21 protein-coding genes, 2 tRNA genes and 1 other RNA gene are annotated in these 25415 nt (G+C 41.0%); 10 read left to right on the plus strand and 14 right to left on the minus strand.

Annotated elements, in window-relative coordinates; all coding sequences use genetic code 11:
* The first annotated feature begins 26 nt into the window (after positions 1 to 26).
* The 5 genes from ACTXGF_RS22920 (at position 27) to ACTXGF_RS22940 (ending at position 4230) form a co-directional block, all read left to right on the plus strand.
* Positions 27 to 1109: a formate dehydrogenase accessory sulfurtransferase FdhD gene (locus ACTXGF_RS22920; protein WP_443532580.1), complete on the plus strand. Its 1083-nt coding sequence runs from the start codon at positions 27 to 29 to the stop codon at positions 1107 to 1109.
* Between the two features lie 786 nt (positions 1110 to 1895).
* Complete coding sequence (locus ACTXGF_RS22925; RefSeq protein WP_224737969.1) at positions 1896 to 3545, plus strand: sodium:solute symporter family protein; 1650 nt, start codon at positions 1896 to 1898, stop codon at positions 3543 to 3545.
* A gap of 84 nt (positions 3546 to 3629) precedes the next feature.
* Complete coding sequence (locus ACTXGF_RS22930; RefSeq protein WP_211181310.1) at positions 3630 to 3764, plus strand: putative transporter small subunit; 135 nt, start codon at positions 3630 to 3632, stop codon at positions 3762 to 3764.
* A 181-nt stretch (positions 3765 to 3945) separates the two neighbouring features.
* A tRNA-Cys gene (locus ACTXGF_RS22935) sits at positions 3946 to 4019 on the plus strand.
* Positions 4020 to 4143: 124 nt separating this feature from the next.
* Positions 4144 to 4230 (plus strand) — tRNA-Leu (locus tag ACTXGF_RS22940).
* Between the two features lie 283 nt (positions 4231 to 4513).
* Here the strand turns inward: ACTXGF_RS22940 and ACTXGF_RS22945 are convergent.
* The 4 genes from ACTXGF_RS22945 to ACTXGF_RS22960 form a co-directional block, all read right to left on the minus strand.
* A complete protein-coding gene (locus ACTXGF_RS22945) occupies positions 4514 to 6142 on the minus strand; it encodes a long-chain-fatty-acid--CoA ligase (protein ID WP_443532578.1) in 1629 nt (542 codons plus the stop codon).
* A 965-nt stretch (positions 6143 to 7107) separates the two neighbouring features.
* On the minus strand, positions 7108 to 10299 hold the full coding sequence (locus ACTXGF_RS22950; protein ID WP_443532576.1) for a type ISP restriction/modification enzyme: 3192 nt from the start codon (positions 10297 to 10299) through the stop codon (positions 7108 to 7110).
* A 96-nt stretch (positions 10300 to 10395) separates the two neighbouring features.
* Positions 10396 to 10518 carry a type II toxin-antitoxin system RelB family anti-toxin gene (gene relB, locus ACTXGF_RS22955; RefSeq protein WP_522885871.1) on the minus strand — a complete coding sequence of 41 codons (123 nt, stop codon included), beginning with the start codon at positions 10516 to 10518 and terminating at the stop codon, positions 10396 to 10398.
* A gap of 631 nt (positions 10519 to 11149) precedes the next feature.
* Positions 11150 to 11548: a hypothetical protein gene (locus ACTXGF_RS22960; protein WP_443532574.1), complete on the minus strand. Its 399-nt coding sequence runs from the start codon at positions 11546 to 11548 to the stop codon at positions 11150 to 11152.
* Positions 11549 to 12113: 565 nt separating this feature from the next.
* On the opposite strand from ACTXGF_RS22960, the gene ACTXGF_RS22965 reads away from it, so the two are divergent.
* The 3 genes from ACTXGF_RS22965 to ACTXGF_RS22975 are packed head-to-tail and all read left to right on the plus strand — an operon-like array spanning position 12114 to position 14392.
* Positions 12114 to 12611 (plus strand): hypothetical protein, encoded by a 498-nt coding sequence (locus ACTXGF_RS22965; protein WP_443532573.1) that lies wholly within the window; start codon positions 12114 to 12116, stop codon positions 12609 to 12611.
* A 47-nt stretch (positions 12612 to 12658) separates the two neighbouring features.
* Entirely contained in the window at positions 12659 to 13495 is an 837-nt protein-coding gene (locus ACTXGF_RS22970) for a hypothetical protein (protein WP_443532571.1), read from the plus strand.
* 6 nt (positions 13496 to 13501) lie between these two features.
* On the plus strand, positions 13502 to 14392 hold the full coding sequence (locus ACTXGF_RS22975) for a hypothetical protein (RefSeq protein ID WP_443532569.1): 891 nt from the start codon (positions 13502 to 13504) through the stop codon (positions 14390 to 14392).
* A 390-nt stretch (positions 14393 to 14782) separates the two neighbouring features.
* Here ACTXGF_RS22975 and ACTXGF_RS22980 read toward each other — a convergent pair whose 3' ends face one another.
* From ACTXGF_RS22980 to ACTXGF_RS23025, 10 genes are all read right to left on the minus strand, one after another.
* Positions 14783 to 16912 carry a DUF3987 domain-containing protein gene (locus tag ACTXGF_RS22980; RefSeq protein WP_443532567.1) on the minus strand — a complete coding sequence of 710 codons (2130 nt, stop codon included), beginning with the start codon at positions 16910 to 16912 and terminating at the stop codon, positions 14783 to 14785.
* Positions 16905 to 17087, minus strand: coding sequence for a hypothetical protein (locus tag ACTXGF_RS22985; protein WP_443532565.1), 183 nt, complete (start codon positions 17085 to 17087; stop codon positions 16905 to 16907). The genes ACTXGF_RS22980 and ACTXGF_RS22985 overlap by 8 nt, the downstream gene beginning before the upstream one ends.
* Positions 17080 to 17616, minus strand: a complete 537-nt coding sequence (locus tag ACTXGF_RS22990; RefSeq protein WP_443532564.1) for a hypothetical protein — start codon at positions 17614 to 17616, stop codon at positions 17080 to 17082. Before ACTXGF_RS22990 ends, ACTXGF_RS22985 begins: the two co-directional genes overlap by 8 nt.
* Positions 17603 to 18139, minus strand: a complete 537-nt coding sequence (locus ACTXGF_RS22995) for a KilA-N domain-containing protein (protein ID WP_443532563.1) — start codon at positions 18137 to 18139, stop codon at positions 17603 to 17605. The genes ACTXGF_RS22990 and ACTXGF_RS22995 overlap by 14 nt, the downstream gene beginning before the upstream one ends.
* Positions 18140 to 18141: 2 nt before the next feature.
* Entirely contained in the window at positions 18142 to 18384 is a 243-nt protein-coding gene (locus tag ACTXGF_RS23000) for a hypothetical protein (RefSeq protein ID WP_443532562.1), read from the minus strand.
* A 3-nt stretch (positions 18385 to 18387) separates the two neighbouring features.
* Positions 18388 to 18678 carry a helix-turn-helix transcriptional regulator gene (locus ACTXGF_RS23005; protein ID WP_443532561.1) on the minus strand — a complete coding sequence of 97 codons (291 nt, stop codon included), beginning with the start codon at positions 18676 to 18678 and terminating at the stop codon, positions 18388 to 18390.
* A gap of 122 nt (positions 18679 to 18800) precedes the next feature.
* On the minus strand, positions 18801 to 19991 hold the full coding sequence (locus tag ACTXGF_RS23010; protein ID WP_443532559.1) for a hypothetical protein: 1191 nt from the start codon (positions 19989 to 19991) through the stop codon (positions 18801 to 18803).
* A gap of 119 nt (positions 19992 to 20110) precedes the next feature.
* Complete coding sequence (locus ACTXGF_RS23015) at positions 20111 to 21352, minus strand: tyrosine-type recombinase/integrase (protein WP_443532557.1); 1242 nt, start codon at positions 21350 to 21352, stop codon at positions 20111 to 20113.
* Positions 21353 to 21515: 163 nt separating this feature from the next.
* Positions 21516 to 21874: a transfer-messenger RNA gene (gene ssrA, locus ACTXGF_RS23020) on the minus strand.
* 85 nt (positions 21875 to 21959) lie between these two features.
* Complete coding sequence (locus ACTXGF_RS23025) at positions 21960 to 22631, minus strand: alpha/beta hydrolase (protein ID WP_443532556.1); 672 nt, start codon at positions 22629 to 22631, stop codon at positions 21960 to 21962.
* A gap of 413 nt (positions 22632 to 23044) precedes the next feature.
* On the opposite strand from ACTXGF_RS23025, the gene ACTXGF_RS23030 reads away from it, so the two are divergent.
* Complete coding sequence (locus ACTXGF_RS23030) at positions 23045 to 24403, plus strand: glycerophosphodiester phosphodiesterase family protein (RefSeq protein ID WP_443532554.1); 1359 nt, start codon at positions 23045 to 23047, stop codon at positions 24401 to 24403.
* Positions 24404 to 24635: 232 nt separating this feature from the next.
* Positions 24636 to 25415: a response regulator gene (locus tag ACTXGF_RS23035; RefSeq protein WP_443532553.1), complete on the plus strand. Its 780-nt coding sequence runs from the start codon at positions 24636 to 24638 to the stop codon at positions 25413 to 25415.

A 25415-nucleotide genomic window follows, 5' to 3' on the forward strand; every position in this document is an offset into this window, starting at 1 on the left:
CTCATAATTTTAGGCCATAATAAACCGTGATAACCATTGAAGATAACGCTGAGCAAAGTGAGGCTTTTATCGACCCCGCTATGATAGATAATTCAACTAGCACTAAGAGAGTTGTCCCTGGATTTCCTAGCGATAATAGGTTGTCAGAGACACCACTTGCTAGTAATCATTTAGCACAAAAGCATCATTATCCCTCAGTTAACAGTGGCCCTAATAATGACTTTCATCTTCAAATCGAATCTCAGAACACTAGCTTAGCCGTAGAAGCTGCGGTCTCTATCATCATTAATGGAATTCATTATGCTGTGCTGATGGCCAGTCCTCATCAGTTAGAGTATTTAGCGGTTGGGTTCTTATTTAGCGAAGGCTTAATTCAATACAGTCACGAGTTACTCGACTGGGAAGTGACTCACCTTGCAGATCTAGCTAGCTATCAGCAGTTTGCGCAAGATTCGAATGACGAAGATCTTGATTCAGTATCAATTGAGCAAAGCTTAGAACAATTTCAAGACTACGATATCTATGTCGTTGAGTTAGTATTAAGCCAACGCTGCCATCAACGTATCCAAGCACAAAAACGGCAGCTCGCAGGGCGTACAGGCTGCGGTATGTGCGGTATTACGGGTCTATCTCAAGCTTTGCCTGATTTAAGTACTTACTCTCAAAGCAGTCTACAGTCCGACCATAATCAATCGACAAGCAACGATAGTGCTAAGACGACTGTTCCAAGTCTTGACTACCTATTGGCACTGCGTCAACAAGTGGATGCCGCGCAGCATACACATCAGCTGACAGGTGCGGTACATGCCGCAGCAACGATACATAATCAGCAGCTGTATTTATTTGAGGATGTAGGCCGCCACAATGCACTCGATAAACTTATCGGTTGGCAATTACGCCAAAAAGCAGACGTTAGCTGTGTGCTTATGACTTCGCGTCTATCTATTGAACTGGTTCAAAAATCTATTCGAAGTCAAATCCCGTGGCTAGTTGGCATGTCAGCACCTACCAGTACAGCTGTACGCGTGGCTGAGCGTTATGGCCTTGGATTGGCTGGATTTTTACGTGATAACCGAGTCACTTACTACACCAAACAAGATAATATATAAAAATTCACTTCTACTTGTTCGTTGAGAGCAACCATCATCTATCGCTCATCATCTATTTTTTTAATGAAAGCTTTAGTTACTTACTCATACTTATAATTTAGCTCATAGTGATATATCACTCGATGCTGCTCATAATAAACCACTATTTTTCAATACCTTATTAAACATCCTATTAAATTTCTTTAATTAAACACTTATATGTCATCTTAGATAATTATCTGGTAAATATCGGATAATGTTTGAGGTTGGTGACATAATAGGTTACTCTTATCGCGCAAATATGTTACAGGTACTTAACAAATATGTAGTTTTATTTATTAATACCGCTTAGTAATACATCAATCGCAATAGATGAGTAGATATTTCTCAGCTATTGTTTATTACAGCTGATAAGGCTGTCTAAATCGAGTTCGGGTCATTCCATCATGGCTTAGTGCTTATTCGTAATTCCGCTATAGACACTCCTCACATGAGTTTTCTTTAGCATGTAGCTACCTTTGTGTATGCCTATTAATAGCGTGATGGTTTACCCATTAACTGACGCCTATTGAGAGTAGCCCCCTGTCTTTTTGATTTGACACTATTTGTCTCATTAAGATTTGGGCGTGACACTTAGCATTTGCTTACCACTACAGTTGGTATTTTCGCTATTCATATTAGCCACATATGTTCGGTATGAGGGCTGTGTAAGCTATGCTGTATTCCTAATGGTTTGGTATCTTTCATTTTTACCGAACTTTATTCATCAACTAACAATTGCGAGGTCTGAGTTTGAAAACTGAGTCATTGTTCCAATTTTCATCATTGACGATTATTTTATTATTATTAGCATTTTATGGCGGCACCTATTTACTGTCTCTATTAATCAAAAAAGATAAAGAGACAACTTCTGGGTTTATGGTCGCAGGTCACGGTGTTGGCTTCGGTATGGGTGCAGCCAGTATGACCGCCACTTGGATTTGGGCCGCCTCATTTTACGCCGCGGCCACCTCTGGCTATAAATACGGCGTCTCAGGGCCGATACATTATGGCTTTTGGGGTGCATTGATGATTTTATTCATCTACCCTTTCGGTATGCGCTTTCGTGAATTGGCGCCAGACGGTCATACACTAGGTGAACTGATTCATGCCCGCCACGGTTCATCAAGCCAATTAATCTTAGCCATATCCAATATTATGGGCAGTTTAATTAGCTTGATGGTCAACTTTACCGCTGCTGGAGCATTGGTGTCAGTCCTGTCGCCATTATCGTTCCAAACAGGGGTAATGATCGCAGGTATCGGTGTACTGAGTTATACATTGACATCAGGGTTTAGAGCATCTGTCTTTACAGATTTTGCCCAATTAGTCGCTCTAATGGCCATTGGTATTGTTATCATTCCCGCCGTGTTATTTGCCATGGGTGGTCCTGAGGTTATGGTCAGCGGACTATCAAACCTGACATTAGAGCAGCAGAACTTCTTCTCCTCTGAGGCATTCTTTCAACAAGGTGCACCTTATTTTGTCGCTGTATTAGCATATGCTATCGGTAATCAAACCATCACTCAGCGACTATTTGCGATTGATAAAACTAAGATTAAAGCGACGTTTATCACTGCTACAGTCGGCTATGCTGGTATCGTTATTGGTCTTGGGATGATTGGACTAATGGCTGTGACGATTGGCGTGGAGCCACTCGATGGCAATATGAATAACCTCATTCCTCAAATGGTCAGTACTTATCTGCATCCTGTCTTTATCGCCTTATTCTTTATTTTAGTGATTGGGTCATTGTCCTCAACCGCTGACTCAGATTTATCAGCGCTATCAACTATTATGATGGCGGATGTCTACGGTAAAAACATCGCCAAAAAAGGCCATGTTAAACCTAAAACGATGATGCTAATTGGTCGCGGCACGATGATTGTTGCGACGGCAGCTGGATTAATTTTTGCGAGCTTTAAACTTGATATTCTCGTTATGCTAGTATTTGTTGGTGCACTATGGGGTGCTATTGTCTTCCCTGTCATCGCCAGTGTGTTTTGGAATCGCGTCACCAATACCGCCTTTACCTCAGCAGTGATCGTCGGACTACTCTTATTTTGCGTTGCCCGTTTCGAATTACTCCCAATCACTGGTGTCACCGCTCTATTCTTTGAAATACTGGCTAGTGTCGGTGCAGCCGTCGTTATTGGTCTAATGGTCTTTGGGTTCTTAGGTCGTAAGATTGGCATGGTCGCCGCAGCTATCACGCTTGTGCTGATGCTTATCTTCGCTACTGGCTTCTTACGTCAATATATGGTCCTGCTAGCATCTCTAACGGCTTACGGTGCTAGTACCGTCGTCTGTGTGATTATCAGCCTGATGGGAGACGAACATTTCGACTTCGACTTAATTAAGCAGCGCGTGGGCAATTACGATAAAAAATCGGAAATACCATCGTCACTTAAATCTTAAACCAAAGTCGCTTTATCCGAGTACCGATTAGCCAGTAGTATTTGGCTAGTCGCTACTTACTTAGCAATATTATAAGGAGATATCATGGACAACGTTTTTATCTACGGCTTATATATCTTAATTTGGCCTGCCATTACTCTTGGCGTACTCGTATTAATTTGTACGGCCACTTATCGCGATGTGAAAAGTGCCAAACGTGACAATAGAGATATAGTTTAGCGCATTATATTTTAAATCATCATCATTAAAGACTGGTTTACTAATAGTTTAAAAAAGCCTATTGACAGTATAAACGCTCCTAAATTGGAGCTAAATATAGATAAGATAATAAATAAGCTGTTTTTAATTAAAAAAGGACTTGTAATTTACTATATTTTTGCTAATATAGGCGACCTTGATTGGCTGGATGGCAGAGTGGTCATGCAGCGGACTGCAACTCCGTTAACGCCGGTTCGATTCCGACTCCAGCCTCCAATTATTTATTAACTTTACGTTAATTTTGGCTTGCATTATTATCACAACCGATTATAATAGCGACCACTTATCTAGTAACTAGATGGTCTATCAGCTAGTTTACATTTTAGATAAAACAAGTTTTGCCCGGGTGGTGAAATTGGTAGACACAAGGGATTTAAAATCCCTCGCTAGCAATAGCGTGCCGGTTCAAGTCCGGCTCCGGGTACCATTACATAGTCCTATACTATCTTATAGAACAGCTAAAGCCCCTGATATCAGGGGCTTTGTTGTATCTGGCGTTCCATACTGTCCTGCTCTATCTATCCCAATCCATGCATCTGATGTGCATGAATCTCTCAGTGCTCATTTAAAATACTGATCATGACAAGCGATATAGATGACGAGCATCTTAAACGCTCTACTCATCTATACCAGTATTCTTAAAAAACCTATCTAGATTACACACTTGGTTTGGCAAGTAGCATTATCAATTTATGCTCTTAACAGCCAAATCAGCTATCCAATAATACGTTGCCATAATCATCACGCAGGTCTTTTTTGACCATTTTCCCAGCGCCATTCAGCACAATATTATCTACAAATATGACTTTATCAGGCACTTGCCAGCTGGCGATTTTACCTTCGTAAAAGCTCAGTACTTGCGACTCATCGATTTCTGAATCTGGCTCCTTCACCACAATCAGTACTGGACGTTCGCTCCACTTTTTATGCTTTGCAGCAATAGCGGCCGCCATTCTTATCTGCGGATGGGCGACTGCGATGTTTTCTAGCTCTACTGACGATATCCATTCTCCACCAGATTTAATCAAATCTTTTGAGCGATCCCGAATATTCATATAGCCATCGGCATCAATGGTTGCAATATCGCCTGTGTCGAACCAACCATCTTCAGTTATCGCATCAGGATTTTCTGTGTAATAATCATTGATGATCCAATGCCCTTTAATCTGTAAACGACCTTGAGACATACCATCTTCTTCGACTCGCTGTAGCGGCTCGTCAGTATCTATGAGACGTAGCTGAACGCCGTAAGGTGGACGACCTTGAGAGTTACGCAACTCATTAATCTCATCTTTACTCAGCGATTTATGCTTGGCTTTTATTTGATTCATCGTTCCAAGTGGGCTGGTTTCTGTCATGCCCCAGCCATGTACTGCATCACAATTAAAATCTTCTCTAAACGTTTTGATGACCGATGGTGGGCATGCTGCTCCTCCGACAATGGTACGCGTCATGCTATCAAGCTTACTACCTCTGGCTTTGGCAGCGGTCAATAGACTTTGCCAAATCGTTGGAACACCTAAAGCAACCGTGACATGACAATCATCGATGAGAGATACTAGGCTGTCACCATCGAGATTTGGACCAGGAAGTATGAGAGAGCAACCAGTCAAGGCAGCTGCATAAGGTGTGCCCCACGCATTGACATGGAACATCGGTACCACGGGTAGCAACACATCTTGTGCAGAGAGCGCGGAGACATCAGGCATGCACAATGCCATCGCATGCAGCACAGAAGAGCGATGCGTATATAAAATCCCTTTAGGATTACCGGTAGTTCCTGAGGTATAGCATAAAGAGCTGGCGGTCGCTTCATCGAATTGAGGCCAGTCAAAGTCAGTCGAGTTTTCTGCTAATAGCTCATCAAAGAACAGTACATTAGGCAGTTTTTCGACGATACTATCATCTCGATCACTTAGACAAATGAAGTGTTCAACACCTTTGATATGCTCTTTGATTGCCATAATTAGCGGCAGGAAAGTAGTATCAAAAAACAGTACACGATCATCAGCGTCATTGATAATGTAACTAAGCTGCTCGGGGAACAAACGTGGATTGATAGTATGGCAAACCATGCCACTACCTGAAATCGCATACCAAGCTTCTAGATGACGACGGTTGTTCCAAGCCAAGGTCGCTATGCGTTCTGATGATTGAAGTCCCAGTGTAGCCAACGCATTGGCCAATCGTTTTGAGTTGTCTGAGACAGTGCGCCAATTGGTATGAGTCATCTGTCCGTCGACTTCTTTGGACAAAACCGCCGTATCGCCATGATAACGGGCAGCGTGTTCGATTAGACCACTGATCAGCAATGGCTGATACATCATTTTTCCTAACATAATACATTCCCTGTAGTTATTTGAAAGTCCGCTTATTCTTGCTACTGCATCGCCTGATGCGAAGAATGGGCCTCAACTAAGAATAATCAGAATTATTCTTTAAGACAAGTTAATATTATGTTCTCCATAGACAACAAAAAATTGTGATTCAACTTTAAAGACGTAATGATTACTCTATATAAATAATTTTTATTTTCTCATTAAAAGTTCATTAGCATCATGACTCGTTTAATTAACCATAAAATTTAAACAAAAAAAATCCGACCACCTAAGTGATCGGATTTTTAATATTTGGTGGAGATGGCGGAAACTAAACCATACTTATAAGCAATTGATAATAAAAGCTATTAATATTTTCAAAATAGACGATACCAACCATAATACCAACAATAGATTTTAGTTTTAGCTGTTGTTGAATACTGACTATTTTACTTAGATGTTATTTGTAACTTATTGCGTTGATGTGCTGTTATTTGATGCCACGCTTAATTTCGCTCGATATATTTAACTTCGCTCGCCATGTCGTTAAAAGTTAAGCGTTTATCGCGCATTTTTTGTGCGTGTTGCCTGTATAGCCCCGTAACGTCCATGTTACGGCATATTTTTTCGCTCAATAAGCATCAAGGCGCGCGCGAGAACGAGCGAAATTTGATCCACTATGTAATTTGAGCTGAACAATATGTGCGCTTTTACGCGCATAAACACACGTTTTCACGCTCATAAAAGCGCACATTTGGCGTATCTCTAACTATGATTAGATTGCGTTTTTGATGCGTTTACCGCGCAGGTAACGCACCTTGTAGTTATTGAAGTATAGCCAAGTCATAATTGCATCAGCTGTACGTGCTGGATTTCGTCAGGGCGGACAGTCTGGTAGTGCAATCATGCTTGCCAGCATAGAAAAGGCAAGCGCTTACCTCTTATTATATTGCCTTAATGGGTTTGTGCGCGATGGTTATGCTGTCTTATCCAACCACATCTATCGCGTCAATCTGCTGCATCATATCGGCAGTCAAACTGAGAGCTGCAATGATATTCCAATAATGCTTAACATCACTCATATTGAGGGTGAAACCTTGACGATCTTTTAGCCACTTTTGCGCGGGCTGATATCCACCGATATAGAACTCCCATGCCACTAACGGCACATTGGTAAAATACTGAGTATCGTTAAGCCAAACTTTGCCAATGCTGCTATCTGCTTCGTCAGGCTCAAAGCCAATGCTGGTTTTGGTCATCTTGCGAGTAACCGCATTATTACCACTTATTGGATAGCCAAGGCTGAGCGCCTTAATCTGTGCGACAAGCTTCGGAGATTCTAACAAGTGAATTTGACGTAGCTCACCACCGAGTGCCACCAACTGCCAAAAAGTATCGGCATTGCTAGGATATGGCACGCGGGGAAAGTCAATTTTTAGGAACTCTTTATAAGTTTCACGATATGTTGGGCTATGCAATACCGCATAGATATAATCGAGAATATCTATCGGAGCAAACGTACCAGCCTCATCAGACTTTTCATTAGTAAAGGTTAAGCCAATGGCTTTGGCAATGTCTGACACGATTTCAAGATCAAGGTTTGGGGTTCGGGTTGATTTAGCTTCATCTTTAGGATATAAATACAAAGGTGCTTGTTGCGGAATACCTTTATAACTTGTGTGATATCTATTATCGACAATTTTATTTTCAACTTGAATAGATGACCATTCAGCTGCGGTAGCTTGCCGTGAAAATACAATTCCAATATTATCTTTACTTATATTTCCTAAAGTATTTTCACGAGCAAAATCAATCAAAGAAGTATCATAATAGATGAACTGATGGTCAAATGGTCTGTAACTCATTACCTTGATAAATTTTTCGTCCACTTTAGATTTTCTAGCTTCTGAAACACTCCAGTCTCTGTTATCTTTCAAATCTAACAAGTTTTTAACTTCTTCATCTGAATACTTATCATCAAAAAAAGTTTTTATTCTATTCAGTAAACTCTCCTTATTAGTATCAATAATAAAATTATCTCGATGAGTTTTAACGCCACTAGAGTTTGTTTTAAATAATTTGGAAATATCAAAACCAACGACATATGCTTTTTTATCGTGAGTATTTTGTTTGACAAAATAATAATCAGGAGCTTGTATATCTATTTCATTCCAGTCTGTATTATAAATACTAGAGTTATTGATGAAATCATATTTATAATCTCTCTTACCGAATATATCGTAAGTAAATAATCTTGCTAAACCACTTGATTTTTTATGATTTTTTACAAAAATATTGATTGATACACCCGTCATAATATCAAACACGTTCTCATCTTTGCTTCCATCAGGTGCAGTTTCTTTTTTCTTAGTATTCCCATGTAAATTAAGGATATAAACCTTATCAAACGTCTCTAATAAGTGCTTACGCATTTGCCGATGAATAATGCCATCAACGAAGCTATTATTAGTGATGAAAGCTAAGACACCTTCACCATTCTTCTCTATATAATGCTGACCATAACGAATAAATTTGATGTAGTCATCTGATAAAGGCTGAATATTGCGCTCATTCAAATTCTTTTTATAGTCAGTCATCAAATTCTCAATCCATTCTCCTTTATTTGTACTACTTACCGCATAAGGCGGATTACCGATAACCACCATCACGGGCGCATCGCGTTTGACAGCGTTAGCTTCGTTCGCCTCAGCAGACAGCCAGCCAGCAAACAGCGTCCCTGTGTCGGGGTTATGTTCTTCTAGTGAGTTGGTGAGGTACACTTGCAGACGCTTGGGTTTAATCGGCTCATAACCCGTATCGGTCAATAACATATCTAGTTTGAGGTGTGCCATTGCATAGCTTGCCATCAGTAGCTCAAAGCCGTGTAAGCGTGGTAATAGGTCTTGCTCAACATAGCTACTCCACATACCGCCCATACTCTCAAACTGCTCATGAAAAATATGCTGAATAATGGCAGCAAGGAATGTACCCGTGCCCGTTGCTGGATCAAGAATTTGCACCTTATGGACTAGCTCTTTGACCATCTTATAGCCCGTCTTAGTACGACTATCAGGGGTTTGTGTCTGTTTCTCTATCTCAATCTTACTGGTATCAGCGATACCCTCAGGTAAATCAAACTCAGACTTCAATATATCGTCCACAGCACGCACGATGAACTTTACTACTGGCTCAGGCGTGTACCAAACGCCACGCTGCTTACGTAATTTGGGGTTGTACTCTGCTAGGAAAGTCTCGTAAAAGTGAATAATCGGGTCTTGCGTTTGAGTGGTCTTACCGAAGTTTTTTAGAATAGCGGCAACATCAGTAGCGCGGAATACATCCGCTAAGTTATCGACAGTGGTTTTGATGCGGTCATCAATATCGACACCAGCGACATGAGAGAATAGTTTTCGTAAAAACGGATTAGTTTTGGGAATGCGTTCTGCCGCTTCTTGACGGCTAAAAGTATCTAAGGTGTCATCATGCAGACGGGCGGCAAACATGCCATAAGCGAGCGTTTGCGCATAAATATCGGCAAAGTCACTGGGGGTTAAGTCATGAATAAGGACAGACTTAAAGGTATTGAACTGATCACGTAAGTCGGTATTGGCATTATTATCTTCATCACTGGTCAGTGCTTGATACAGAATATTCTCTAACAGTCTTGCCTTGCCAGCCATCAAGATAGCCAAACGCTGAGCTGACCTGATAGTTTGTCCAACATAGACACAGAAGTCGCGCAGTAACTCAGCCAAACGCTCAAACTCGCTATCATGCGCTTGTACCACTCCAGCGACTAACTCACCGACACACACTTCATGAATGCGCTCGCCATTGACATAAAACTGAAAGCGTAGATAGTCAGTGATAATGAGGTTGTCTAAGGCGGCTTTATATCTATCAAACTGTTCTTTGTAAAGCTTAGAGCCTAAATCCTTGCCTACGTCTTTGGCTTCGATAAAGCCAATCGGAATCTCTTTTTTACTAATCAAAAAGTCAGGGTTACCACAATCAGTGACTTGGCTTGGCTCATTGGTCACCATCACCTCAGGCGCTAGATGATTTATCAAATCCTCTAAATCTTTACGGAAAGTATGTTCTGAGCTATGACCTAATTTAACTCTTGAAGCTACTTTATTGACGTAATCGCTAACGTATTGGTGATTGCTATCTGACATAGATATCCCTAAGTTGTATTAATAGATAAGTTGATTAAATTGTAAATTTTAAACAAGACTGGAAAGTCTTGAGGGTTCGCCCATAGGGTGATGGTGCTATATCAATATAATGACACTGTTTGGCATCTTAGCGATAATACTCACCTCATCACCTAATGCTCTGACATAATTTTGCAAGGTCGATATCTGAATATTCTTACCGCTTTCTACCTTTGATATTCAGGCTTGTGACACACCCATCATGGCGGCAAGTTCAGTCTGTTTTAACTATTTTGTTTTGCGTAGTTTGGCAAGATCAATAGTCTGGCTTAATATTTTCTACTTATTATTGATCGCTTTTTATCTATCGGCTGGCAAGCCTGCTACATAATCATTTAATGCGCTAACATGCGTCATAGGACTAGACCTCGGTTTTTATATCCCCTCATAATACAACAATACAGTTATATTTTGTCGGGTTTTGGGCGATTGCCTTTAGCCTACTATTATAAGAATAGAAGTATCAGCCACAAAAAAAGGCAGACGATGAACGCCTACCTTTGATTCTTTTTGCTGTTCCTTAGTTTTTGCGTGGGACAGACGGGTATCTTAAAGTGATCTAAATAACTGAAAATAAGTGTACCTAAATGATAAAAAATATGTACGAAATAGTAGGTCTAAGGGTGACGAAAAATGACGAAAAATTGACTATGATTGGTTATCTCTGCTCTATGTATTAGCAAGCTGTTATCATCACTAAATATAGAGAAAACATTGTTTTGTTTACTTAATGGATTTAGCTATCTTGAAGTCTGTCAAAATATATTTACAGTCAATACATCTAAATCATTAAACAAGTTTGCTTTTTCTATTAACCAATCTCTGATCTAAATTCATCTAATTGCTGTTGTACCTGTTTACACCTATCTAACCCCATTCTAATAGCTTCAGACAAATCAGCATTAGGCTTGATAGCATTCTCCACGTTTGGCTTCATACCACTAGATTTTAGACTATATTGAGCTACCTTGTTCAGTGGCCAACCTATGCTTGACTCATCATTAGCCGTATCATCGGGGTAAAAGTCTACTCCATTAAAAATGCAAGCAATATGTCCAGATTTAGCAGTAAAAGGGTATGGTTTAACATTGCCATTAGACGACCAGAAAATATCACTAACCGCTACAAAATCATCAGTATCACTATCGTAATCCTCAATAGGTTGGCAAGCTGTCAATGATAGTAAGATCATGAAGATTAACTTATTCATCTATCCACCTATATTTATCCATTCTATGAACCATACCTTAGCATGATTAATAAAAGTCACGCGCCTACGTTACTTGTTGCGAAAGTCTTTTTAACTTCTGTTTGAAACGGTTTTTTTCTTGTGCGTGTGAATGGTGGCGGTGTTCATTGGTTTGCCTGTTCAATCTCGATTTATAGCTCCCCCTCTAACGTATCCGAAAAATAGCACCCTCTGTCAGGAGTGCGAGCATCAACCATTTTTATTATGGTCAAATTCCAGTGATAGTTCTTTGACTAGATCTGAAATTAGAACAAAATCTAAAGCTTATTATTATCTGTTGTGCATATAATGCTGCAATCTACAGTGTGTCGTAGCTTATAGTTGCTTGCCGATATTGCTCAAAGCTTACTAATCGGTTAAAGTCGACTAATCTTTAGCTGTTTGCTAACAACGATTAGCATGTGGTTTATCAAACTATGAGTAATACAAGTAAGAAAGGTGCTGACTTGGATGAGGCTAGAGAGATAGGGCTGAAGGTATGTGTAATCTGAGGCCTTTGGATTGAGACTAATATAAGGGCGTGATTATGCTGTTAGATAGAGAAATGCAGTTGGCTATTTTGACTGAATTAAGTGAAACCTACCCCTCATCAGTAAACATTAGTGAAAAATATGACTACGGAAGTGATGATTACTATAAGTTCATCGCCAACTTGGCTTACCTCAAAGATCATAAACTCATTTCTGAAAAGAGCCTGCTTGTATCGCCGTCTATGCAAGGTGAATCTTTCCAACCCCATTTGGCTTCTATCACTCATATAGGCATGGACTTTCTTGCAGATGATGGCGGGCTATCAGCCATCTTAGGTGTAGTGACTATTAAGTTTGAAGCCGAACAGTTTAGGACAATCCTAGAGTCTATGATTCTGTCCTCTAATCTACCAACTGAACGTAAACAGACAATGATCGACGCGCTTCGAGAGCTACCCGCTGAGAGTATAAAACACCTGACAACAAGAATTGTGGATGCGGGCTGGGATAATCTAGACTCTCTAATGACAATAATTCAAAACAGTCTTCTTTAAGAGCATAAGAAAAAGTTGAGATGATCAACTAATCATAGGATGTTGTTATGAAAAAAATACTAAATCTTGTTATGCCGTTTGATATAGAGCGCATTATTCAAGCTAAAAAAAATGACCCTATTAGCAACGTATTAACGGGTAGCTTGCTTCTAAACAATCAACCTCATTCTGTATATTTTAAATTTTACTCGTTACAAGAAGGCAATCGTGGTTTGCTGAATGAGATTCTTGGTTATTTATATGGCACAATTTCAAATATACCTCAGCCAGAATTTGCAGGAGTTGCCTTAGTACCAACTAAAATGCTTCGTCCTTTTTATTCGTTACTTACCAAAGAAATGCAGGGGTGTGTTGATCAGGAAGAAACATTACCTGCTTTTTTTACCACGGCAGCTACTAGCACACACTACGAGTTTCATACCTTAAATGACTGGCTGCGCAATCAGATAATAAAATGGAAAGACTTTAATAAGGCTGTTGTGTTTGATGAGGTAATAGCGAATACTGACCGTTATCCGCGCAACCTTATTCATACGGGAGATAATCTTTTTTGTATGATCGACAATGGATTTCTAGCAACTGAGGATAGTAGTAATCCAAACTGGAATTACAGCTCTCTCCAGCCTCAACTCAATTACTCAAACCAACTTGCTTCAATTAATCAAAATGAGATAGAGTCTGATGTCAGGAAAGGTAATCGCTTCATCTCCGTTGCTGAAGATTATTTCTTGTCACATCAACACTTATTACCTGAGATGAAGTTCTGGATAGATAACTTTGCCACAAATAATAAAAAAGATTGGCAATCTTTCTTGGATTTTTTACAATGGCGAACGGATAATGTGAACGAATTAATAAGCAATCGTTATGGTTTACTGGGGTAGTTAGTGATGAGCTGGAAGAGTTTACTAGAAAACACCGAACAGCATAGAGTATCTGGCCATTACCAAGTAATTAAATTTACTCCAAACTTAATTGCTCAGGAAACCTTTAATATTGGCATCGTATTTCATGATAATGAAGACAATCGTCATGTTCGTATGTTAAAAAATGCTAAGGCCTTTGAGTGCTTATACGGTAAAGAGGGTGCGACCCAAGTTCAAAATATGCTTAACTATGCAAAAGATATCGCTGTGAAATTGGGCGATACTGTTATTGCTTCACCTCATTTAAGTTATTCCGCACCCTTATTTACTCAAGGCTTAACTATTGACCAAATACTATCTAGCTTGTATGGACAGTATATTAATTTGATTTGCGATCATATGGAGACTCAATCAACCCAACGTCAATCAATAAATACCGACTCTTTACGTAAAAAATTATTCAAAGATTTACGCAAAGCCAACCCAGAAGGCTTCAAGGATATCTTGCGTGAAGATCCTTTTATTATTGGCGGTGATAGCAAAGTTGAGATAAATATGCCTATTTGGAAACATGGGGATATTTTCAAAAACAACTTTTTTGGTACGTTGGTATCAGCAGACTTCATTCCAGAAGCTTATTTAGGATATAACCTAGATACGCTTGGCGCCATGAACCTACAAACAGCATGTGAGATATCGGGAGGAAAAAGCAGAGCCGGATTCTTTATCTATTGCCCCACACCTGATAATAGTGACATTAGCGAAGAGAATTACACAAACATAATCAAGCACATAAATAAAACATCAAATAATGTTAAATATATGGCAGACCGTACTAACATACCTTTAAAGTTTGTTCAGTCTGATGACCTAAAGAAACTATATGAAGATATATTAAATTTTACTTACGCATAACCAAAAATTTATTGCTAGTAATAAGGCTTTTAATTACTTGCGAATAACTACTCAAGCTTCTCTCTAACCGCCCTAGTGACGATTTTTACTATTTACTCATCGCCTACCTTGCGTTAAGCGCGCTCTATTAATCAATTAAAAAGTCGCTATAGTTGCTATAGTTGGTCATAAGCCTTTGTTGTCAAGTCTTGTAGGTTAGCTCACTACCTGCTAAAGGTAGCTAAAGTTGCTATAGCTCTGCTAAAGTTCGTCTATTTTGGCTAAGTTTAGCGATAGATTAGCAAATTTAGCTATGCTTAGCAGCGCACCACCTAAAGTTAAGCCCTTGACTGGCAAGGGCTAGATAAATTTTAGCAAATTTAGCAGCTTTTTAGGGGTAGCTAAGGTTAGCTATTCATTAATTAGTTTAGGATTAATGAACACTAAACGCCTGCGCCCCTCACTTTCTAACCTGATATGCCCCATACTCTCTAAGTCGTCGAGCAAGCCATTAAGTTTCTTACCTCTTAGGGTATTGGGTGCGTTCTGTGACACAAACGACTTATTCAAAATAGGCGGATTTTTACCCCTCGCTTTATCCACTAGCCAGCTACTTAGCTTCTCACTGTCGTTCTGCTCACCTGTAGGCGTTGCATCAAGGTAGCGCAAGCGTTCGGCTGTGGAATACTCCACCAACATAAACGCTCGTTTAATATCATCAGTAGTGATTGTATGACGTCCATCAAAGAAAGCCATTAATGACGCGATACGGCTAGCATTCTCCGCCATACGTGATGCATACGCTTTTAGATACTCTAACGGCCGCCCCTGTGCTTGCCTATCCTCTATCGCCTGTTTGAAGTCACTAAAGACTTGCCTAGTCTGTTTATCTGCCCATTGCATTTTAATGCGCTTCGGTGCGCCTATGCTGTCACTGGGTAGGTTGGCTGGTGATGGATCAAGTAAGCTCTGAGAGCGTGCCCAGTAGTCTATTAAGTAGGGGTTGTCATACGGGCTGTCATTATTGCGCTGCTCATCGTTCCATACTCGTTGACCACGCAAATCTTCAGGGCAAGCAATCAAAGCACGGGCTAAAAATCCCTGTCCATTCATCACAGGATCGGCTAGTGCTGGTTCTAAGATAACACGCTGTCCTTGTAGCAATAGTGTCATACGCACGTTATAAGCGTCCGTGTGCGGTGTTGCATAGGCAGACTTCTGCGAGCGTAAACGGGACACTTCACCATCACTATAGAGGGTCGTCAATGATGATAAAGCACTGCCTGCAGTATCGCCTTTCATCGTATGCCCATTAAAGAATTGAGCTGCTTCGTCTGTCGTCCATGAAGCGTTACTGATACTACCATCAATAAATTTATCGAGTATCGGCTCAATGGTCGCTTCTTTAAACATGGTCTTAGGGTTTTGTGGCTTTGGGTTGGATTCTAAGAAGTCGGCTAGCTCTTTACCTTTTAGACTTGCCTTGTCATTTTCCCATGATGACAGTTCAATAAGATAATCAGCATATAGCTGCTTTTCATACTCACGTATTTTGAAGTGAGTTAAGCCCATAGCTTGTGATTTGCCTGATCCGCTTTCGCCCTCTGTGATTAATATTAGACTGGTTGGCATGTGACCGTGCCCCATTGGTGCATCAATAAACCGCTGCCCCATGTGTGCTAATGCCCCTAAAACACACTGACCTGCAATAGCTATCGGTGCTTGCGTATAGTATGCTACTGCCTTAACAACGTGCTGTAGTAAGCCTGTGAACGCATCTATAGGGTATGGCGTGGGCTTGTTTGGGCTATTGGCTAGTGACTCAGGTTCACCCCATATTTCAGCTTGTAGATCGAGTATGGTTGTATCATCAAGGGCTAATATCTCTCTATAGCTTAGCTCGCTGTATTCTAAATGCTCTAATACATTTCTATCACTGGTAACAATGGCTTTGACGTTTGCGCCTTTGAACGGCTTACAAACTTTGTCTTTTTGATCTAAAGTAGTAAAGATAGTCACGGGATAAACTTCAGCAAAGTGACTGACCATGCTATTAAATAGCAGCTTATCAAGGCTTACCAGTAGCGTGACATTATCAGCTATGAGGTAGTAAGCCAGCTTTACAACGTCCTCTAATGCGTCATTAATCGCTATAAGCTCATTACCACTATCTAACGTGCCAATGATTAAAGCGGACGGCTGCACACGGTCAATGATTAATGGCTTTTGGCTGCTATTGGGTGTCATGCTGGCAAGGGTGACGGGGTCGTCTTGGTTATTACTCAATACTAGCCCTATCGTGCCAGCCGTGGGCGCTATCGTGCCTGTATCAATCCCTACGGCTATGGTAATATTACTATCAAGGTATAATAGCTTGTTCTGTATGCCTGATTGCTCATAAATATCATATAGACTGGTTAATATTGTATCGTCTGCTAGCCCTTGCCGTGTGGCTGCATTAAAACTACTTAGAAGTTCTAAAAAGCCTGTGCTAAATGCACGGGCTTTTTCATGGGTGGTGGTTTGTCGTGTGTTATTCATCTAGCCCCCCCCTTACCTGTGATTGGCTAGGCTGGCGCGTGGCTATGCATTTTTTAAATTTTCGCTGTTTACTTTGAGCGATAGACAAGCCGTCATCATGTACACTGTTAACGGCTTGATTGGCTGGTATGTTATTGGTTTGAATATTTGAGATTATGTTGATTGAATTAGGCATGATTATGCCCTCCTTGCGTTATTTTTTGAGTATGTGTCACGCTATACAGTAAAAGTATAGGGTGACAGGTCTTACTCTCGGTCACGCAAGCAACCGCCCTGCATATTCGCCTTACGGCTATTTTATTTTGCAGCGTCAACCCGTCATAGTAGGTTAGCAAGTGATTTGCTATGGATATGATGGTTTGCCCCCTTGATACGCTTAAATAAGCGTATGGGGCTATGCTTGAGTAGGTAGGGACAGCTTGAGAGGCTGCGCTATTATCAAGCACAAAAAAAGCCAATAATTCACGGCTTGGCTTGCCGCTTGCGTGTTTTTTTAAGAGGTCTGTATAGTAACCATTGTTGGTATTGGTTGCAATCTGTTTTACATTGACTATCTGGCAAGCTACCAATGACAGTAGCAAGCCAATGCCTACCACCCATGCTATAAAGATAGTAAACCTAAGTAGTAATCCACGTTTGTGGGACTGGCTTTCGCTGTGCTTCCCATGGTCGGCTTTTAGATTGGTTTTTTTATCTATGCTCATTTCTTACTTCCTCCACGTTAAGAAGGCTGGGTTGCATCTGCTTTAGGGTGCTATTAATATCTTGCTGTATTTGTGGCTTGATCTGCTTACCACCAATGCAAAGGAAACGCCCTGCGCTAGTGAGTTCATCATCAACAATCTTAAGATCGTGGCATAAGTCATGGAGGCGCTGGCTAAGTTGCTTTTGTTGATTAGCTATTGAGTCAAAAGCACGTATAACCAGTAGTTGAAAGAGTGGGCTAATCCACATTGCATAGCTATAGACAAGCTCACGACATGCAAATGTGCCTTGTGATGCTCCGTCCAACTGAATACCCTCTACAACCCTTATTGGCTCTAAGCTCCTCATTTCTGAGGATCTAGAATTCTCAGTCTCTATTTCAGTTATTAATTCTTGAGTTTGTTTTCTACGAATAAAGTTACTTGGTTGATGTCGTTTAAGTCCTCCACTCGCTCTGTGTAGGTCGTTGAGTGAGTAAAGCTCGTCTTTCATACCTATATTGCTGTTTGAGATAATAAGCATGACTACACCCCCTCTACGGTTTGCGGTGTTGGCTGATCTATCCAATACCGCTTAAAACGTTTGCCATTCTGCTTAATTATTTCATCTTGAGCAATCACGCTATCAGCTCTTAGATCACTGATGCGCTGCAAAAAACACGCAATGTTATATAGATCGTATGCCTTATAAATGGATAGGCTATTACCTGCCAGCATGTGATTATTGATAATCTGCTTATAACTCTTTTTTGGTTGCTGTGTTTGCATGACCTACACCTCGCTAGTGGTTGAGGTGTGTTTATTGATCCATTCGTGAACCGAGGCATAAGTCCATGCGGTCATCGTTGGTGACAGCTTAACAGGTGCTGGAAAACGTCCATCTTTTGACCATTCAAACAAGGTAGTTTTACTAAAGGGTAGAAACGGCAAAATGTCCTTTGCTCTGCCCATGCCAGTAGTAGGCAGTTGCATAGCTAGATTGTTTGCGTTGGTTGATTCGGTATCGTGAGAGGTGTTATCAGTAAAAGGAATTACTGTGGTGTTTTGGGTTGGGCCTGTCATCTTAACTGCTCCATATCGTATGATTTGTACCGCTGCGATGTGCTGCGATATGGATAGAATAGATAACAAGAAACCCTCTAAATAGAGGGCTTACGGGCTGTAAAAGGCATTTAACGGGGTGTTTATTCCGTGACGGGTAATTGTTTTTTGAATAAAAGATCAATATTTACTTTGTTCTTATCATCATTGCTCTGCCTGCCTTGTTTGAAATCTAAATTTTTTAAATGAGTATCGTACAAAGTGTCATAACTTACGGTCAAGTTGGCTGCTTTTTTCTCATCTTTATCAGCAAGTATGAATGCTAATTCTTTCATGTACGGCACTATATAGTTAGCTATATCACCCTTTCTTAACTTGTCTTTATAGTCTAACCCAATCAATACAGTAGCAAGGCTTCTATTAAACTGCTTGATAGCTGCTTTCTTTACATTTTGCATATCAGTGTTTGAAAGTATGACACTACCAGCCTGTTTGTCTGCTAACTCAGCTTTTAACAGTTGGCTTTCGAGTTCTCTTACTTTAGCATTTGCGGCTGCCAGTTCTTTAATAATATGGTCATTGCTTGGGGGTTTGGTTTGCGTTTCTGTAATCACTTGTACTGGGTTTTTGTCAGTATCGTTCGATAGATCGTCATTAAAACCTTTCATTATCCATTTTTTGGTGTGTAAAAATACTTTTAGTTCATCACCTTTGATATTCCAGTCGTCATCTATTATTAATTTGCCACTTTTAACACCACCCCTTACAACACTATTACCCATTTCAAGCCCATCATTACAGCCGTCGAAGTTAGGGTGTAAGCCTGCAATAAAACAAGCCGCTTCATGTGGTGTAAAGTAATCATAAAGCATGGTTATTCGTTGATACTCATTAGGCAGAATAGGCTCTTTTTGTTTTTCAGCCTCAATTACATCACCTATAGTTTTTTGATTAAACGGTACATTTGCTTTGATATGATTCGGCGGTGGCGGTGCTTTTGACTGCCTAGCATTTATCGCGACTTTATGCGCTTGAATTTCATTTTTAAAAATACCATGCTTAGTAATTGGCTCAAAAGTCATTACATCAGATTTTTTAAAGTAAGCTATGTGCGCCTCATTAAGTAAACCTAGTGAGTAATCATCATAAGGCTCAAAACTATAACGCCCGACCTTATGATACACAGCTATACTCTCTTCAAAGTTATGTATATTAAGGTAACTAACCACCTCATGAGTTGTACTGTTGGTTGAATTTACAATCAAGTTTATTAAGTCTAATGCTAAGATGTAATCATTTTTCCGAGCTTCTAGTTCATCAATTAAAGTACTCATATTCACACCCTTACACCCTTTAATCAAAGTAGGTGCAAGGCAGTGACAGCATAAGGGTGTGTAAATAGCTGTCGTTCGGGTAATTAGTCCTAGCCTTGCATGGTCGTTACAGCATGATATTAGCCATGCTTTTGTGTTTGTTGTTTGAAGTCTGCACGGATCACGTTGTCCAGCTTGCCAGCGTAAGCATCATCAATGAAGTTTGCCCACTGGTTCATCATGTCTATTCTGTATGGTAGGTGCTGCGCTCCATTGTATGCTGCGCTTATCTTGTTCTCTCTGTCATGTGCCAGCTGTAGCTCTATCGCTTCGTGCATAAACTCTTTTTCATGTAGTGTGGTACTGGCAAGCCCACGGAAACCGTGCCCTGTCATTTTGCCTTTATAGCCCATATTCCATAGGGCATTAATAAATGCACTTTGACTGTATGGCTTACGAGTTGAGGTATTAAAGAAAACGTACTGATCCGAAAAACCTAGCTCTTTGATCTGCTCCAGTATCGCCATTGCTTGCGGTGCTAACGGTACAATGTGCAAACGTTTGGCTTTCATTTTATCGGCTGGTATGCGCCATACATTCGCCTGATAATCAATTTCTGACCACTCCATAAAGCGTAATTCATTGGTACGCACAAACGTATAGCATAAAAACCATAAGCCTAGCTTCACCAGTACATCACCTTGATAAGCATTGATGTCTGTTAGTAGCTTTGGCAGTTGCTGGCTAGTAATGCGGTGATGGTTGATCGTTTTGTGTGGTTTGATTGCTTCGGCTAGGTCGGTGGCTGGGTTATGTGTGGCTAGTCCATTGCGGATAGCGTGCTTAAATATCTGTCCTACTTCTCTAATGGTACGCCTTGCCATTTCATTAGCACCACGGCTTTCTACTGCTTTGCCAATGGCTAATATATCAGGCGCAGTTATGTCGTTGATGTTCTTTTGACCAATGGAGGGCTTAACATCGCGCATGTAGGCGGAATAATTACGGGTAAAGGTGCTTTCTGCTAGGTAAGTTTTGCGTTCTGCATACCATGACTGGGCTATGTTATCGAAAACATTTAAACCGTCTTGGCTGGCTTGTTGCTCTTTCTTATGATCTTTGGGATTCACACCATCAGCTATTAAGCGTTTGATCTCAATATTGCGCTGCCTTGCGTTCTGCAAGCTCATAACGGGATAAGTGCCAATAGTGAGGGTTTGCTGCTTACCTTGCCAACGGTATGCGCTGATCCATGACTTAACGCCCGTGTAACGCACCCATAATTGCAGCCCGTTACCGTCACTATGCTTGTCAGGTCGCTTTGTATCAATCGAGGTGCTACTAGGCTGTAGCTTATTGATGACGGTATGAGTTAAGGGCATTGGGCTATCCTTTGTTGGTATTGAGAGTGTGTATAAACTCTAATACCAACAATAATACCAACATTCTATATGGTTCGCCATACCCCTACGAGGTAGTGAAAACCCAAAAAACGCCCAAAATAAAGGGCTAACAGTCTATGACGGTCAGCCCTTTATTAGTGTTTGGTGGAGATGGCGGGAGTTGAACCCGCGTCCGCCAGCATTACGCTCATGAATCTACATGTTTAGTTTCTGTCTTTAGTTTTAATCCGCACCGATCCGACAGTCAGGATGGATTGGACGATTCTCTACTTTTGAACCCAAGCAATTGAGACAATCACTTGTGGCGAGCCTACATGCGGACGCTTCAACTTAGTTAACCAACTGTAGGTGATCAGCAACTAAGTAAGCAGGGTTTAAGCTGCTAGAGCGTAAGTTTCGTCGTTTGCGACTATAACAATATATGTTTGATTAACGAGAGGACATACACTCTCGACATGCATCATTGAGTTTCATCACCAGCGTCGAAGCCAGAACATCCCCAATAAGACTGGCTATTATATAGGAGATATCGGTTAGGTTTCAACCTATAAGTAGCCTGCATTACATTACGTTACAGCTTAATAATTTACGCCAAAACAGTGTTTAACCATTTGCCGATATTTTGAATCTGCGGCATACAGACTTGATGTGCCATCGGATACGTATTGTAAGACACATTGTAGTCCTTTGCCGACAATAACTGCTGGGCTTGCTCACCTAGGATGACAGGCACGACTGGATCATGAGAACCATGTTCAATCAAAATCGGCATGTCTTTATTGGCAGCACTATATTCAATATTGTCATTGGTCGCTAAGTACGTAGAGAGCGTCATCAAGCCAGCCAAACGTTCTGGATAACCAAGTGCCACATGATACGCAACTGCCCCGCCCTGCGAAAACCCTGCGATAACAATATGCTCTGGTAACACGCCGCGCTCTATCTCACGACTGATCAAATCTTGTATCTGCTGAGCAGACTCTTCAATCTGAGCCACATCTACTTTACGCTCTAGACTCATCTCTATGATGTCGTACCATGCTGGCATCACCATGCCGCCATTTACCGTGACTGGGCGTTTAGGTGCATGTGGGAAGATAAAACGTACTGCCATATCATCAGCCAAACCAAGCTGCGGTACCACTGGCTCAAAATCATGACCGCTAGCACCTAAACCGTGCAACCATATCACTGCGCGATCTATCTTTTTTCGAGAGGGATTGTGCTCAACGACGACTGCGTCTAAATAGTTACTCATAGTTATCCTTAATAATGTAGTGAGATATGCCTTAAGCATTTCTATATTTTTTGCCAAAATAATGTGTGTGTCATTATATGGTCAATATCATCTGTTAGTTTGAGAGTATGGTCAATAGTGAGGTACTAAACGGACAAAAGCAAAAATGAGAACAGTATAAGAAGATACGTATGATTTTAGGACCGACAAGCTCAGTACTATCAAGTTTAAATACTGTCAAGCTCAAATACTGTCAGCTGTCTATTCTTTAGTACATGTGCCTACAATTGTATCCGCATTAATGCTAAGTTCTTATAAGAATGCACGACCTTTAGTCTCTTTTAGCAAGTAGCAACCAATAGTCAAACGTTAATCTTTTAATTCCTATCCATACGTCCGATGGGATTTTTTATAATTTTGCAGGAACATTTTACATGACAATTTCTAATAAATCAGCGCTTGAGCTGAGTAAGCACACGCTGGCCAAGGTTAATAAGATTAATATCGCCTTACCTTTAACGCTGATCAGCTCATTATTGATAGTAGGCTGCACTACCGATAGCCGCTCAATGCTCACATCAAAAGCCCCTTTATCGACAGCGCAACCACAATTGTCTTCACCTGTCGCATATACCTATGGAGTGCGTCCGTTTTACCTGATAAATGATATGGATGAGGGACCGCTAAAAGAAGAGCTACAGGCATGCAGAGGGCAAATGCCAAGTAAGACAGACTTCTCTATTGCACATCGAGGTGCGCCATTACAGCTGCCTGAACATACTTATGATAGCTACGTGGCGTCAGCACAAATGGGTGCTGGAATCTTGGAATGTGATGTCGCTTTTACCAATGACGGTGAGCTTGTCTGTCGTCATGCCCAAAATGATTTGCACACCACTACTAATATACTAACCACGCCACTGACCAAGCAGTGCACTGTACCGCCCATATTGGACGCTACAGGCAAACTTACCAATGCCGATAGTATCGAATGTCGCACCTCAGATATCAGTGCCGCTCAGTTTAAAACCTTGACGGGTAAGATGGATGCTGCCAATAAAAAAGCAACCAGTATTAGTGAATATATGAATGCAACCGCGCCTTGGCGAACGGATTTGTACTCGCAAAACGGTAAAGTGTTAACTTTAAAAGAGCATATCGCGTTGGCTCGCAAGCTGGGTATGAAGCACACGCCTGAGCTAAAAGCACCTGTAGTGACTATGCCGTTTGACGGCTATCGTTTGGACGATTACCGTCAACAGCTGATAGATACTTATAAGGCAGCGAATGTACCTGCAAGCGATGTATTTGCCCAGTCATTTAATATAGAAGATCTGGATTACTGGATCAAAAACGAGCCAGCTTATGGTGCTAATGCCGTCTATCTTATTGATGACAGCAATGAGACCGCTAAGAATAAAACATTTGATAAAAATGACGCAACCACTTGGAAGCACTCATTGACTGATATCAAAGCACGCGGCATTAACACCATTGCTCCAGCACTTTGGTTGCTAGTCACTACTGATGGTAAGGGAAATATGCAACCATCAGAATACGCAAAACAAGCCAAAGCCAATGGTCTAAAAATCATTACTTGGTCGATAGAGCGTTCAGGGCCATTAACGGATGGTGGCGATTGGTACTATAGCGGTCTTGGTGATGCTATCAACAATGATGGTGATATGATGAATTATATTGACGTACTAGCGCAGGACGTCGGTGTCCAAGGTATTTTCTCAGATTGGCCCGCTACGGTGAGCTACTATGCCAACTGCAAAGGTCTTAAATAGGTTTACGCTTAGTCTATTAATAAACAATCACGCTTAGTTTTTATTACCAAGGCCAGCTTATCTATTGAGCTGGCCTTTTTGTTGAATGTATTAAGGTGATTACATCGCACACTATCTACTGAGCACCTTACTTTTCCATTAACTTTTCACACCATTTAACTCGTAGCAGCAAGAGCAGTCTGCTGTTTTGTGCTACGATAATTTACTAAGCTTATAAAACGATGTAGAGACTATGACCCATATTTTACTGGTAGAAGATGATCCTGCGATCGCGATGTCACTTAAGGTTACCTGCAAGCGCGAAGGCTGGCAGATAACTTGGTTGGATAATGCCAGTAGTGTGTTACCCATGCTGCATAGTCATGAAGCACAGGATCTATCGGCGATCATTATGGATGTCGGTCTACCAGATGGTGATGGCTTGAGCCTATGTCAACAAATACGTCATACACCTGATATCGACGCCTTAAAAGATTTGCCTATCGTGTTTTTGACCGCACGTAGCGATGAAGTCGATCGGATTTTGGGATTAGAGATGGGCGGCGATGATTATTGCGCCAAACCCTTTAGTCCACGTGAATTGGTCGCGCGTTTAAAAGCCATTTGGCGCCGTGAACAGCTAATTCAGCAATCAGGATCTCATACCACAAACTCAAACGACAGTACTGATAATACTTCCTCAAATAATCTATCAGGACAAGCACTAACGTTTGAGAACCAATCTGGTGTTTGGCATTATCAACCGCTCAACTATTCATTAACGTGGCAAGAGCAAAAGCTTGAACTTAGCAATACAGAACGCAAAATTTTGCTGACATTATTACAAGCGCCGTATCAAGTCTTTAGCCGTGAGCAATTGCTTAGCGCAGTAAGCGACTATCCTGACCACCGCTTGGCACGCACTATAGACAGTCATATCAAATCAATTCGTAAACAGCTTGCTATGGTAGATGCTAATGTCGATGTCATCCATACGCATCGCGGACTGGGTTACGCATTATGTCCCGCTTAA

Source organism: Psychrobacter sp. 1Y6, assembly GCF_052258385.2.
In the GTDB taxonomy this organism is placed as follows: Bacteria; Pseudomonadota; Gammaproteobacteria; order Pseudomonadales; family Moraxellaceae; genus Psychrobacter.

Bases quoted from the DNA above. Each gene is read 5' to 3' on its own strand.
- ACTXGF_RS22930 (WP_211181310.1), top strand. From the start codon at position 3,630: ATGGACAACGTTTTTATCTACGGCTTATATATCTTAATTTGGCCTGCC.
- ACTXGF_RS22945 (WP_443532578.1), bottom strand. From the start codon at position 6,142: ATGTTAGGAAAAATGATGTATCAGCCATTGCTGATCAGTGGTCTAATC.
- ACTXGF_RS22950 (WP_443532576.1), bottom strand. From the start codon at position 10,299: ATGTCAGATAGCAATCACCAATACGTTAGCGATTACGTCAATAAAGTA.
- ACTXGF_RS22960 (WP_443532574.1), bottom strand. From the start codon at position 11,548: ATGAATAAGTTAATCTTCATGATCTTACTATCATTGACAGCTTGCCAA.
- ACTXGF_RS22965 (WP_443532573.1), top strand. From the start codon at position 12,114: ATGCTGTTAGATAGAGAAATGCAGTTGGCTATTTTGACTGAATTAAGT.
- ACTXGF_RS22970 (WP_443532571.1), top strand. From the start codon at position 12,659: ATGAAAAAAATACTAAATCTTGTTATGCCGTTTGATATAGAGCGCATT.
- ACTXGF_RS22975 (WP_443532569.1), top strand. From the start codon at position 13,502: ATGAGCTGGAAGAGTTTACTAGAAAACACCGAACAGCATAGAGTATCT.
- ACTXGF_RS22980 (WP_443532567.1), bottom strand. From the start codon at position 16,912: ATGAATAACACACGACAAACCACCACCCATGAAAAAGCCCGTGCATTT.
- ACTXGF_RS22985 (WP_443532565.1), bottom strand. From the start codon at position 17,087: ATGCCTAATTCAATCAACATAATCTCAAATATTCAAACCAATAACATA.
- ACTXGF_RS22990 (WP_443532564.1), bottom strand. From the start codon at position 17,616: ATGAGCATAGATAAAAAAACCAATCTAAAAGCCGACCATGGGAAGCAC.
- ACTXGF_RS22995 (WP_443532563.1), bottom strand. From the start codon at position 18,139: ATGCTTATTATCTCAAACAGCAATATAGGTATGAAAGACGAGCTTTAC.
- ACTXGF_RS23000 (WP_443532562.1), bottom strand. From the start codon at position 18,384: ATGCAAACACAGCAACCAAAAAAGAGTTATAAGCAGATTATCAATAAT.
- ACTXGF_RS23005 (WP_443532561.1), bottom strand. From the start codon at position 18,678: ATGACAGGCCCAACCCAAAACACCACAGTAATTCCTTTTACTGATAAC.
- ACTXGF_RS23010 (WP_443532559.1), bottom strand. From the start codon at position 19,991: ATGAGTACTTTAATTGATGAACTAGAAGCTCGGAAAAATGATTACATC.
- ACTXGF_RS23015 (WP_443532557.1), bottom strand. From the start codon at position 21,352: ATGCCCTTAACTCATACCGTCATCAATAAGCTACAGCCTAGTAGCACC.
- ACTXGF_RS23025 (WP_443532556.1), bottom strand. From the start codon at position 22,631: ATGAGTAACTATTTAGACGCAGTCGTCGTTGAGCACAATCCCTCTCGA.
- ACTXGF_RS23030 (WP_443532554.1), top strand. From the start codon at position 23,045: ATGACAATTTCTAATAAATCAGCGCTTGAGCTGAGTAAGCACACGCTG.
- ACTXGF_RS23035 (WP_443532553.1), top strand. From the start codon at position 24,636: ATGACCCATATTTTACTGGTAGAAGATGATCCTGCGATCGCGATGTCA.